General features: G+C 62.2%; 11 protein-coding genes and 1 pseudogene. 9 read left to right on the plus strand and 3 right to left on the minus strand.

The window, feature by feature from the left end; translation table 11 throughout:
* Positions 1-41: 41 nt before the first annotated feature.
* Positions 42-203 (minus strand): annotated as a pseudogene (locus AC1RLZ_RS05180) (PepSY domain-containing protein); the annotation flags it as partial.
* A gap of 693 nt (positions 204-896) precedes the next feature.
* Between AC1RLZ_RS05180 and petA the strand changes: the two are divergent.
* The 9 genes from petA (at position 897) to AC1RLZ_RS05225 (ending at position 11,110) form a co-directional block, all read left to right on the plus strand.
* The gene (gene petA / locus AC1RLZ_RS05185) at positions 897-1,424 is read left to right on the plus strand and encodes a ubiquinol-cytochrome c reductase iron-sulfur subunit (RefSeq protein WP_116661343.1); all 528 of its coding nucleotides are present in this window, start codon (positions 897-899) and stop codon (positions 1,422-1,424) included.
* 69 nt (positions 1,425-1,493) lie between these two features.
* Entirely contained in the window at positions 1,494-3,563 is a 2,070-nt protein-coding gene (locus AC1RLZ_RS05190; RefSeq protein ID WP_493187744.1) for a cytochrome c1, read from the plus strand.
* Between the two features lie 169 nt (positions 3,564-3,732).
* On the plus strand, positions 3,733-4,662 hold the full coding sequence (locus AC1RLZ_RS05195) for a bile acid:sodium symporter family protein (RefSeq protein WP_493187745.1): 930 nt from the start codon (positions 3,733-3,735) through the stop codon (positions 4,660-4,662).
* Complete coding sequence (locus AC1RLZ_RS05200) at positions 4,659-5,627, plus strand: SDR family oxidoreductase (RefSeq protein ID WP_493187746.1); 969 nt, start codon at positions 4,659-4,661, stop codon at positions 5,625-5,627. The genes AC1RLZ_RS05195 and AC1RLZ_RS05200 overlap by 4 nt, the downstream gene beginning before the upstream one ends.
* Entirely contained in the window at positions 5,624-6,901 is a 1,278-nt protein-coding gene (locus AC1RLZ_RS05205) for a flavin-containing monooxygenase (RefSeq protein WP_493187747.1), read from the plus strand. The genes AC1RLZ_RS05200 and AC1RLZ_RS05205 overlap by 4 nt, the downstream gene beginning before the upstream one ends.
* 49 nt (positions 6,902-6,950) lie before the next feature.
* On the plus strand, positions 6,951-7,625 hold the full coding sequence (locus tag AC1RLZ_RS05210; protein WP_493187748.1) for a dienelactone hydrolase family protein: 675 nt from the start codon (positions 6,951-6,953) through the stop codon (positions 7,623-7,625).
* A gap of 61 nt (positions 7,626-7,686) precedes the next feature.
* Positions 7,687-8,166 carry a GNAT family N-acetyltransferase gene (locus AC1RLZ_RS05215; RefSeq protein WP_493187749.1) on the plus strand — a complete coding sequence of 160 codons (480 nt, stop codon included), beginning with the start codon at positions 7,687-7,689 and terminating at the stop codon, positions 8,164-8,166.
* 207 nt (positions 8,167-8,373) lie between these two features.
* A complete protein-coding gene (locus AC1RLZ_RS05220; protein WP_493187750.1) occupies positions 8,374-10,536 on the plus strand; it encodes an anthranilate synthase component I in 2,163 nt (720 codons plus the stop codon).
* Between the two features lie 28 nt (positions 10,537-10,564).
* Positions 10,565-11,110 (plus strand): adenine phosphoribosyltransferase, encoded by a 546-nt coding sequence (locus tag AC1RLZ_RS05225; RefSeq protein ID WP_493187751.1) that lies wholly within the window; start codon positions 10,565-10,567, stop codon positions 11,108-11,110.
* A 42-nt stretch (positions 11,111-11,152) separates the two neighbouring features.
* Here AC1RLZ_RS05225 and AC1RLZ_RS05230 read toward each other — a convergent pair whose 3' ends face one another.
* Both AC1RLZ_RS05230 and AC1RLZ_RS05235 read right to left on the minus strand, forming a co-directional pair.
* Positions 11,153-11,821: a hypothetical protein gene (locus AC1RLZ_RS05230; protein ID WP_493187752.1), complete on the minus strand. Its 669-nt coding sequence runs from the start codon at positions 11,819-11,821 to the stop codon at positions 11,153-11,155.
* A gap of 48 nt (positions 11,822-11,869) precedes the next feature.
* Complete coding sequence (locus AC1RLZ_RS05235; protein WP_371421745.1) at positions 11,870-12,625, minus strand: P-loop NTPase family protein; 756 nt, start codon at positions 12,623-12,625, stop codon at positions 11,870-11,872.
* Between the last annotated feature and the right edge of the window lie 58 nt (positions 12,626-12,683).

The following is a 12,683-nucleotide window of genomic DNA, read 5'->3' on the forward strand; positions in this document are numbered from 1 at the left end:
GGCGATAGCGCCTGACCTGCAGCCGGACAAGGCCGGTGGATCTACTCCGCCGGCGCCAGTCGTGTGTTCGAACGTGCTTCGGTCGTCTCGCGCACCTTCACGCGGGCGCGGCGCTTGCGCCACCAGATCACGACACCGGTCACCGAGAGTGCCGCCACCACGAGCCCCATCGCAGAAATCAGGATGCGGCCGGGCAGACCCAGGCGGGTGTCGGAACCGCCATTGCCATTGGCACCCGCGGTGTAGCGCAGGGCCTGGGTCAGGGTCTGCGCGTCCTGGGTCTTGATCTGCCTGAAGCCGGATTGTCGATCCGATTCGATGAGATGTGGTGTTGTCATGACGCTGCGATGCCTCAGTTAGACCAGCCCATTACCGGTAAGATTTGGAGGCCATCGATTTAGCGCAGTCGAAGAATGAGAATAGAATTAGGAGCTTAGAACGTCTTCAAACGCGCGACTTGAGCGCGATTTGTTGCCGAAACGACGCAGAATTATTCGCAGTCATGAATTGCTGCTGTTTGCCCGGCCGTCACGAATCGTCGCGCGCGAGGTGTCAGGAAAATCGGCGTGGCGCGATCGACGGCGAATCGCGATCGTCTGTCCCGCCGCCAGCCGGACAGCCATTTCTGATCGTCACGACGCGCCGAATTATCCGCCGCGCGGAAAGGCGCTGATTCTGTGGTGCATCGCATCTTGCTTCACCGATCGTAGGCTTGCACTGCCGCACCAAGGGTGCCAATAGAACGATTCTGGACTGCGTGTTCTGCCTGTTAGGCAAGGATAAGTGGTCCTCTGCCGCCGTGGGGAGAATCGCGGGCGTCGGTTTTTGCTCCAGGTCAACGCAAAGGCGTGACCGGGGGTGTCAAAGCCGGCTGCAGATAAGAAAGGGTTGGGATCGTGACGACAACGTCTTCGGCGGAACACACGCGCCGTGATTTCTTGTTCGTGGCCACAGGGGCAGTGGCTGCTGTGGGCGCCGCAGCCGCCGTGTGGCCGCTGATTTCTCAAATGAATCCAGATGCTTCGACCATCGCGGCGGGTGCGCCGATCGAGGTCGATCTGGCCCCCATCGCCGAGGGGCAGGACATCAAGGTGTTCTGGCGCGGCAAGCCGATTTACATCATGAACCGCACCAAGAAGCAGATCGACGAGGCACGCGCCGTGCCGGTGGCGAGCCTGCCCGATCCGCAGACCGACCAGGCCCGCGTCAAGGAAGGCCACGACCAATGGCTCGTGGTCATCGGCATCTGCACCCATCTGGGCTGTATCCCGATCGCCCATGAGGGCAATTACGACGGCTTCTTCTGTCCGTGCCATGGATCGCAATACGATTCCTCCGGCCGCATCCGCCAGGGGCCCGCGCCGCTCAACCTGCCGATCCCGCCTTACGCCTTCGTCTCTGACAGCAAGATCAAGATTGGCTGAGTTTGTGAGCCCTTTGGGATCTCTCCGAACTCGCGCCGATAACGTTTCTTCTTTTCTCAGGATCGCATCATGAGCGGACCATCCACTTACCAGCCGACCAATCCCGCTTTGCAGTGGATTGAAAAGCGTCTGCCAATTATCGGCCTCGTCCATTCCTCGTTCATTGCCTATCCGACACCGCGTAACCTGAATTACTGGTGGACGTTCGGCGGCATCCTGTCCTTCATGCTCGGCGTGCAGATCGTCACCGGCGTGATCCTGGCGATGCACTATACGCCGCATGTGGACATGGCCTTCAACTCGGTCGAGAGCATCGTCCGCGATGTGAATTACGGCTGGCTGTTGCGCTACCTGCACTCCAACGGCGCATCGATGTTCTTCATCGCCGTCTACATCCACATGCTGCGCGGCCTGTATTACGGTTCTTACAAGGCACCGCGCGAAATCCTCTGGATCCTTGGCGTGATCATCTATCTCCTGATGATGGCGACCGGCTTCATGGGCTACGTGCTGCCGTGGGGCCAGATGAGCTTCTGGGGCGCCACCGTCATCACCAACCTGTTCTCGGCGATTCCCTATGTGGGCGAGAGCATCGTGACGCTGCTGTGGGGCGGCTATTCGGTCGGTAATCCGACGCTGAACCGCTTCTTCTCGCTGCACTACCTGCTGCCCTTCGTGATCGCGGGTGTCGTCGTGCTGCACGTCTGGGCGCTTCATGTCGCCGGTCAGAACAACCCGGCCGGCGTCGAGCCGAAGACCGAGAAGGATACCGTGCCGTTCACGCCCTACGCGACCATCAAGGATGGTTTCGGCATGGTCTGCTTCATGATCTTCTATGCCTGGTTCGTGTTCTACATCCCGAACTATCTCGGCGATCCCGATAATTACATCATGGCCAATCCGGGCGTGACGCCCGCGCACATCGTGCCGGAATGGTACTATCTGCCGTTCTATGCCATCCTGCGCTCGATCCCGAGCAAGCTCGGCGGCGTCATCGCGATGTTCTCGGCGATTATCGTGCTGGCCTTCCTGCCCTGGCTCGATACCGCCAAGACCAAGTCGTCGAAGTATCGGCCGCTGGCCAAGCAGTTCTTCTGGATGTTCGTCGTGGTGGCTGTCCTGCTCGGCTGGCTCGGCGGCAAGCCTGCGGAAGGCATCTACATCATCGCCGGCCGCGTGCTGACGTTCTGCTACTTCGCCTACTTCCTGATCGTTCTGCCGATCCTCAGCCGTATCGAGACGCCGCGTGCGATACCGAACTCGATCGCCGACGATGTGCTGGCGAAATACGGCAGGAAGGCTGCGTCCGCGATTGTCGCGCTGGTTCTCGCCGGTGGCCTGATCGCTGGCGGCATGGACAGCGCCAAGGCGGCCGATGAACATGGCGGCCCAACGCCGCCGTCGCTGAACTGGTCGTTTGCCGGCCCGTTTGGCAAGTTCGATCGTGGCGCCTTGCAGCGTGGCTACAAGGTCTACAAGGAAGTCTGCTCCACCTGCCACTCGATGAACCTGATGCACTTCCGCAACCTTGCGGATGAGGGCGGCCCCGGTTTCACGGCAGCACAGGCGCAGGCAGTCGCATCCGAGGTCAAGGTGCAGGATGGTCCGAACGACGCCGGCGACATGTTCGAGCGTCCCGGCCGGCTCGCAGATCCGTTCCCGAAGCCGTTCCCGAACGAGAACGCGGCGCGTGCGGCCAATGGCGGTGCCTATCCGCCGGACCTCTCGTTGATGGCCAAGGCGCGCAACTATGACCGCGGCTTCCCGCAATTCGTGTTCGACTTCTTCACCCAGTTCCAGGAGAAGGGCCCGAACTATATCGACGCGCTGCTGCAGGGCTATGTCGATCCGGCGCCGAAGGATTTCGCGTTGCCGCAGGGTGCGTATTACAATAAGTACTTCCCCGGCCACGCCATCAAGATGCCGAAGCCGATCTCCGACGATCAGGTGACGTATGATGACGGCACCCCGCAGAAGGTCGAGAACTACGCCAAGGACGTCGCGACCTTCCTGATGTGGACGGCAGAACCGCATCTCGAGGCCCGCAAGCGGATCGGCCTGCAGGTGATGGTGTTCCTGCTCATCTTTGCCGGCCTGATGTACTTCACGAAGAAGAAGGTCTGGGCCAACGCTCACTGAGCATCGCAAACATTCTTTCAAAAGGGCCCCTGATGGGGCCCTTTTTTGTTTTCAGCCTGTGCGCGCCCGGACCATGGATTCTCGAGGAACCGTTGACTAAGCTTTGTGCAAAGGCGGGAGACGCGGGCTCGGTGAGCGTCACGGATATCCACGCTCATCGGGGGGATGGATGGCGGGCGCGGCAATCGACGATATTCTGTTGAACATCAGTCCAAGTGGCCAGATGGCGCTCGGCATCGTGCTGGCGCTGATCATGTATGGCGTCGCGCTCGATCTTCGCGTCGCCGATTTCGTCGATGTGTTCCGACGTCCGGCGGCGCCGCTCGCGGGGCTCGCCGCGCAACTGATCCTGCTGCCGGCGGTCACATGGGCGATCACCATGGTGTTGAAGCCGCAGCCCTCCATCGCGCTTGGCATGATGGTGGTGGCGGCCTGTCCCGGCGGCAACATCTCTAACCTCATCACCCATATGGCGCGCGGCAACACCGCGCTGTCGGTGTCGATGACCGGCATCTCCAGCCTGCTCGCGTCCGTCACGACGCCGTTGAACATCCTGTTCTGGGCCGGGCTCAATCCACAAACCGCGGCACTGCTGCGCCAGGTGAGCGTCGATCCCGTCTCGTTTATCGGATCGACCGTGCTGCTGCTCGGCGTGCCGATGGTTGCCGGTTTGCTCACGGTGCGTCATCTGCCGGTGTTGGCAGACCGTCTGCGCCGGCCGCTGCAGATCCTGTCCTTTGTTTTTCTGATCGGCTTTATTCTTGCGGCAACGATCACCAACTGGCGCTACATCTCGGTGTTCTCGACATCCGTATTGCCGTTCGTGGTGCTGCATAACGCCATCGCGGTGGCGCTCGGCTGGGGCGTCGCGAAAATCCTTGGGCTCAGCGACTACGACACCCGCGCGCTGACCATCGAAGTCAGCATGCATAATTCCGGTCTGGGGCTGGCGCTGATCCTCACGCAATTCGACGGGCTTGGCGGGGCTGCGCTGGTCGCCGCTGGCTGGGGAGTCTGGCACCTCGTCTCCGGTTGGGCGCTGGCGGGCTGGTGGAAACGGCGCCACCCGCATCCGGCACGCATTGAAGGTGCGGCATGAGCGACGTGATGGCGAATAGCGGCGTTCTGATCACCGGCGCGGCAGGCTTCATCGGCAGCGCTTTGCTGCGCCCACTCGCGGCCGATGGCGACGGGCCGGTGACAGCGCTCGACCTGCGCGAGGTGCCGCCGCAACAGCGGCTCGACGGCATTGCCTACGAGCAGGGCGACATCCGAGATCCCGCCTTGAAGGATGTCATCGCCCGCGTGAAGCCACGCACCGTTGTGCATCTCGCCTCGGTCGTTGCCGTCGGAGGCGACGACCGGCGCGACTATGAGATCGATGTGCTGGGCACGCGCAATGTGCTGGAAGCCTGTCTCGCGGCTGGTGTGGACCACCTCATCGTCACATCGAGCGGCGCGGCCTATGGCTATCACGCCGAGAATCCCGTCCCGTTGCGCGAGACCGATCCGCTGCGCGGTAACGAGGATTTCCCTTATGCACGTAACAAGCGTGAGGTCGAGGAGATGCTGGCGCGATGGCGGCAAGATCATCCGCAACTGCGGCAGACCGTGTTCCGCCCTTGCACGGTGCTTGGGCCGACCACGAACAATCAGATCACTGCCCTGTTCGAGCGCCCCGTCGTGACCGGTCTGAGCGGCACTGCAACGCCATTCTCGCTGATCGCTGATCGCGATGTGGTGGCCGCCCTGGCGCAGGCCGTACGCACCGGCAGAGACGGGATCTATAATCTCGCCGGCGACGGTACGCTCAGCCTGCGGGAGATCGCAGGGCTCAATGGCAAGCCATTCGTTCCGATTCCGCCCGCGGTGATGAAGGGCGCACTGTGGTTGCTCCATATGCTCGGCCTGACGAAGTTGACGCCTCAGAACGTGAAATTCATCCAGTATCGCCCGGTGCTCGACAATACGCGCCTCAAGTCTGAATTCGGCTACTCACCGCAGCTCGATGCGCGCTCCGTGTTCGAACGCTATCGCGACGAGCGTCGGGAGCCGATGTCATGACTTTCCTCGTCATCGGCGCCGGTCCCGCAGGTCTTGCCGCAATCCAGAGCCTGAAGGCCGCTGGCCATGCTGTGGAAGCCGTCGAGCAGAACGCCGATGTCGGCGGGCAGTGGCTGTATGGCGCGGCGCCGAGTGCGGTCTATGCCTCGACGCATCTGATCTCGTCGAAGCGCACCACGGCCTTTGCGGATTTCCCAATGCCGGAGGACTGGCCGGCCTATCCCGGACATCGTCAGGTGCTGGATTATCTGCAGAGCTATGCCCGGCATTTCGATCTCTATCCATTGATCCGCTTCAACACCGGCGTGCGCAGCATGACGCGGCAGGAAAGTGGATGGCACGCTGCTTTCAGCGACGGCACGTCGGCAGACTATGCCGGCGTCATCATCGCCAATGGTCATCTCAGTGATCCCCTGACCCCCAAAACGTCGGGCACCTTTGATGGCTCACTGATGCATGCCAAGGACTACAAGACCGCCGATATCTTCGCCGGCCAGCGCGTGCTGGTGGTGGGCATGGGCAATACCGGCTGTGACATTGTCGTCGATGCGATCCATCGCGCGGATAAGGTGTTGTGGAGCGTGCGCGGCGGCAATCATTTCGTGCCGAAGTTTCTCGCCGGCAAGCCGGCGGATGAAGGCAATCACAAGCCGAAGCGCTTCATCATTCCGAAGAACCTGCGCTCAAGGCTGCACGAGCCGATTCTGCGCTTCATCGTCGGCGCGCCGGAGCGCTTCGGCCTGCCGAAGCCACAGCACCGCCTCTATGACCGCACGCCGATCGTCAATTCGCTGGTGCTGCAGCATCTCGGCCAGGGCGATGTCGGTTTGCGCAAGCCGGTCCGCGAATTCAACGGCAAGTTGGTCGTGTTTGCCGATGGCCGCTGCGACGAGGTCGATCTGGTATTGCTTGCGACCGGCTACCGGATCACGTTTCCGTTCCTCGGCGATCTCCGTGCACTCGATTGGCAGGACGTGATCGGTGCGCCCAGGCTGTTCATGAACATGTTTCCGTCGGAGGATAACGGCCTGTATGTGGCGGGGTTGCTGGAAGGCGCAGGCGTGGGCTGGGAAGGGCGTGCATTGCAGGCCCGCGTGATCGCAGCCTATCTCGCGGCCAAGGCCGCGCGGCCGGATGCGGCAGCAGCGCTGCGGCAGGAGATCACGCAATGGTTCGCGCAACCGCCACGGCGGGACGGCGGCGAACACGGACTGTTTGTCGATTTTCTGACCTACAAGCGAGACCTGCAGCGTGCGCTGGCCCGGTTGAGTTGACACGGGAGGGGTCTATAAGTTGCCCCGAACCATTCCAGCGGAGGACATCATGGGAACATCGATCAGTTTCAAGCGGCCGGACGGCAAGGAAGCCAAGGGTTATCTCGCCAATGCCCAGGCCGGCAATGCGCCCGGCGTCGTCGTGATCCAGGAATGGTGGGGCCTGCAGGAGCAGATCAAGGGCCTGGCTGATCGCCTCGCGCTGGCCGGCTTCGATGCGCTGGCGCCTGATCTCTATAACGGCGTGGTCGTGCCCTATCACGACACGGACGCCGCCGGCAAAGAGATGAACTCGCTGGATTTCATGGATGCGACCACGCAGACGGTGCGCGGCGCCGCGCAGTATCTGTCGCGCAACGGGGCCAAGGTTGGCCTGACCGGCTTCTGCCTCGGTGGCGCGGTGACCATCATCGGTTCGTGCAAGATTCCCGAATTGAAGGCCGCCGTTGCATTCTACGGCATCCCCCCGGAGCAGGCCGCCAAGCCCGCCGACGTGCAGGTGCCGCTGCAGGGCCACTTCGCCAATCGCGACGACTGGTGCACGCCGGCCGTGGTCGATGCCTTCGAGGCCGGCCTCAAGGCGGCCGGCAAGTCGGCCGAGTTCTTCCGCTATGACGCCGACCATGCTTTCGTCAACGAACAGCGTGTCAGCGTGCATGACCGCGAAGCCGCCGAGCTGGCCTGGGGCCGCGCCACGGCGTTCTTCAAGAAGCATCTCGCTTGATCATCCACCCCGCTTGATGCGGCCGGGACGACCGGATAGGTCGGGTGCCAGGATAGAGACCATGGCACCCGACTTCACGATTTCCGATCTGCGCCACGCGCCGGAATTTTTCGACACCGTCGCTGATCGCATCTGGCAGGCATGGTGGAAGCGCCATGGCGTCCCCGAGGCCTATATTGTCGAACGGCTGCGCGAAAACATGGCGGGCACTGGCCTGCCGATCGCGCTGGTAGCCCATCGCGAATCGGCCTTTCTCGGGATGGCCTCGCTGCTGGTTTCTGACCTTGATGAACGTCCGCAATATACGCCCTGGGTCGCCGCGGTCTGGACCGAACCGGAGGCGCGCGGGCAGGGCATCGCCCCGGTCCTGATCGAACGGGCCTGCCTGGAGGCTTTCTCCCGTGGTCATGCCCGGGTCTATCTCTGTGCTGCTCCGCCCCGTGGGGCCTGGTACGAGAGCATTGGCTGGACCCCGATCGAGGACGGCGTCGGGGCACTCAAATTGACGGTATTCGTTCGGGGGCGGCCGAAGGCCGTCTAGTCCCTTGACCTTCCGGCCCGGCCATGGTGATTTGCCGCCCATGAGCACCCCTGTCCGCAACAGCCGTCGTTGGTGGCGCACCTCCTGAAGAGGTGGTCGGTGCGATTTGCTTATTTACAATCGTCGAAGGCCGCCATCGCAGTGCGACGGCCTTTGCTTGTTTGTCCTGTGTGGCGCCCCCTCCGGCACGTTTCCTAAGAGGACACCATGAACAGGACTGTTTTTTCGCTTCCCGCTGACAGCGCCTACAAGACCCGCGCGGGTCTCTCCGTGGCGCGCCATGTCGACTATTTCACCGGCGGCGCCGCGCTGGACGATCTGATCGTCCGGCTCGACCAGCGCCGCGGCGTGGTGCTGTCGTCGGGCACCACCGTCCCCGGGCGCTATGAGAGCTTCGATCTCGGCTTTGCCGATCCGCCGCTGCTCCTCGAGACCACCGGGACGTATTTTACACTGACGGCGCTGAACAAGCGCGGCCAGGTGTTGATCGCCTTCCTCGCCGACACGCTGCAGGATCCCTGCATTGCGCTTGACGGGCGGACGATGTCGAAGCTCAAGGGTCACATCATCCGCGGCGAGGCGCCCGTCGAGGAAGATCAGCGCACGCGCCGCGCCAGTGTGATGTCGCTGGTGCGCGACATGGTCGCGCAACTATTCTCGTCTGATGATTCCATGCTCGGCCTCTACGGCGCCTTCGCCTATGATCTCGTGTTCCAGATGGAAGACCTGAAGCAGAAGCGCGCCCGCGAAGCCGATCAGCGCGACATCGTGCTGTATCTGCCCGACACACTACTGGCCTATGATCGCGCCACCGGCCGCGGCGTGCTCATGTCCTATGACTTCACGTGGAAGGATCGCTCGACCGAGGGCCTGCCGCGTGACACGCCCGACAGCGGTTACAACAAGGCGCCGCGCCAGGGATTTGCCGATCATGCGCCCGGCGAATATCAGCGCACGGTGGAGAATGCCCGCGCCGCCTTCGCGCGCGGCGATCTGTTCGAGGCCGTGCCCGGGCAGCTCTTCGCCGAACCCTGCGATCGTTCTCCCGCCGAAGTGTTCCAGCGGCTGTGTGTCATCAATCCCTCGCCCTATGGCGCGCTGATGAATCTCGGCGATGGCGAATTTCTCGTCGCCGCCTCGCCCGAGATGTTCGTGCGTTCCGATGGCCGCCGGGTCGAGACCTGTCCGATCTCCGGCACCATTGCGCGCGGCGTCGACGCCATCGGCGATGCCGAGCAGATACGGCAGCTCCTGAATTCGGAGAAAGACGAATTCGAGCTCAACATGTGCACCGACGTCGATCGCAACGACAAGGCACGCGTCTGCGTGCCCGGCACCATCAAGGTGCTCGCGCGGCGGCAGATCGAGACCTATTCGAAACTGTTCCACACTGTCGATCATGTCGAAGGCATGCTGCGTCCTGGATTTGACGCGCTCGATGCGTTCCTCACCCATGCCTGGGCGGTGACGGTGACTGGTGCACCGAAATTATGGGCGATGCAGTTCGTCGAAGATAACGAACGCTCGTCGCGGCGCTGGTATGCCGGCGCCATCGGCGCCGTGTCCTTCGACGGCGGCATCAATACCGGCATCACCATCCGCACGATCCGCATGAAGGATGGTCTCGCCGAAGTCCGCGTCGGTGCGACGCTGCTGTTCGATTCGGATCCCGTCGCCGAAGAGAAAGAGTGCCAGACCAAGGCGGCGGCACTGTTCCAGGCGCTACGCGGCGATCCGCCGAAGCGGCTGTCGGCCTTCGCACCGGATGCATCCGGGTCCGGCAAGAAAGTGCTGCTGATCGATCACGACGACAGCTTCGTGCATATGCTGGCGGATTATTTCCGCCAGGTCGGCGCGACCGTCAGCGTTGTCCGGCATGTGCATGCGCAGACCGTGCTCAACCGCGAGAGTTTTGACCTTTTGGTGCTGTCACCGGGGCCGGGCCGTCCGGCGGATTTCGGCATCGGCAGGACGATCGATACCGCGCTCGAAAAGAAACTGCCGGTGTTCGGCGTCTGCCTGGGCGTGCAGGCAATTGGCGAATATTTCGGCGGTGTGCTCGGCCAGCTTGCGCAGCCGGCCCATGGCCGGCCTTCGCGCGTGCAGGTGAGGGGCGGACAATTAATGAACGGCCTGCCCAACGAGATCGTCATCGGCCGCTATCACTCGCTGTTCGTCGAGCAGGGCAGCATGCCCGATGTGCTCACCGTGACGGCGAGCACCGAGGACGGCGTCGCCATGGCCATCGAGCACAAGACACTGCCGGTCGGCGGTGTGCAGTTTCACCCGGAATCGCTGATGTCGCTTGGTGGCGAGGTCGGCTTACGTATTGTCGAAAACGCATTTCGGTTGGGGCAACGCCCCAACTGATCTCCACCCGAAGAACTGAAAGACCCTGATGACACCCGAACTCGAACACGATCTCAAAGCCTCCGTCCGTACCATTCCGGATTACCCGAGGCCGGGTATCCTGTTTCGCGACATCACCACGCTGCTTGGTGATGCGCGCTCGTTTCGCCGCGCGGTGGACGAGCTGGTGCAGCCCTGGGCGGGGCTGAAGATCGACAAGGTTGCCGGCATGGAGGCGCGGGGCTTCATCATCGGTGGTGCTGTGGCGCATCAGCTTTCGGCCGGCTTCGTGCCGATCCGCAAGAAGGGCAAGCTGCCGCATACGACCGTGCGGATTGCCTATTCGCTGGAATACGGCATCGACGAAATGGAAGTGCATGCCGATGCCATCAAGCCCGGCGAGCGCGTGATCCTGGTCGATGACCTCATCGCCACTGGCGGCACGGCCGAAGGCGCGGTGAAACTGATGCGCCAGATCGGTGCCGAGGTGATGGCCGCCTGTTTCATCATCGACCTGCCGGATCTCGGCGGCGCGGCGAAGCTGCGGGCGATGAATGTGCCGGTGCGGACGTTGATGACGTTCGACGGGCATTGACCTTTTCTTGACCTCTCCCCGCAAGCGGGGAGAGGGGAGAACTCACAACCCCTGCAGCAACAGCCCCAGCTCGATCTCCCGAAAGCTGAAATAGTTTGTCCGGATCCACTGATGCAGTTCGGTGGATGAATCCTGTTCCGAACGCAGATAGCCGGTGAAGGAGAAATTCAGCCGGTCGATATAGGTCTTGAGGAACGGCGGCAGTGCCGCGATGCGCAGCATGCGGCCTTGCGCCAGTGCGACCGGAATTTCGCCGCGCAGCACGTGTTCGTTGTCGACCACATAGAGCGAGTTGTGCGCGAACTGCTGCCGCAGCATTTCATAGGCGCGGGCCGAGGCCCGGTCGCTGTCGCCCATGAAGAAGACGATGGGCGCCACGCCGCGGCGGGCGGCTTCCTTGGCGAAACCGATCTCGCCGGTCATTTTGAAGAATTCGTCGAAGGCGTGATAGCCAAGGTCGATCACCTTGGCCATGTCGTCATTGACGATGAGCCGGTCCATCAGCGACATCTTGCCGAACGTGTCATTGACGTCGGCAGTCTCGGTCAGTTTCGGCAGGAAATCCAGCAGCGATGGTTCCTTGAGGCTGACATCGAAACCGGTGACGTCGCCGCGCTGCAATTTCAGGAATTCGCACAACAGGCGCGCGAGGAGGGTCTTGCCGACCATCGGTCGCGTCGAGCAGATAATATAAACGGGCGTGCGTCGCATCGGCGTAATATCAGGCGAATCCGACGCCGCTCCAATCGTTAAATGGACTTACTTCTCGCCGGGGCTGCGGGCCCCGGGCTTGTCGTGGACGATGTCGGTCAGCTTGATGCGATCGAACTCGCTCCAGACATTGGCGAGCCAGTGCCGGACATAGCCGCGCAGCACGAACGAGTAATTTGCGGCCTCGTCCTGCGGACCCTTGTTGGCCACGAATTTCAGGAACGGCACGCTGGAGACCTCGACCTGCTCATAGGCCATTTCGTTCAGCTTCGGGATGGTGATTTCGGTGGCGCCCTTGATGCGGTGGAAATACGAGTTGTAGGTCGCCTGATCCCATTCGAAGAAGCTGGTGTTGTTGATGAAGTTCTTCACCAGGAAATACTTGGCGCCGTCCATGAAGCCGGCGGTTTCTGCGATTTCGTCCAGCGAGGCGATCGACGGGCCGAGGATGTGAAATACCGCGAAGGTGATCTGGCCCGATTTGGCGGCATCGAGGAAGCCGATGTCGCGTAAATCGGCCAGCGCCCGGGACAACAGGCCTGCGCGGACGTCGATCACGGTCACCGAGGGCGACACGGCGTTGAGCGTATCGAAGATCTTCATCTGGTCGGCCGTGGTCGTCATGTCGACGATCTCGGTGATGTCGGAATGGAACCGCTTCAGCGTGCCGCGGGGCGCTTCAGTGTCGAAAGCCCGCGTCGGAACGTTGTTGGCGCTGAAATAATCCAGAACCGTCCGCGAAACCGTGGTCTTGCCGACCCCACCCTTGTCCGCACCGACGACAATCACTGCTGGCTTCGCCATGGAATTCCTTTGCCGCTTTCAATGGAGCATCGGCGCGATGAAGATTCGCGCGCTTGAG

It is taken from the genome of Tardiphaga sp. GW822-FHT04G09, from assembly GCF_058800725.1.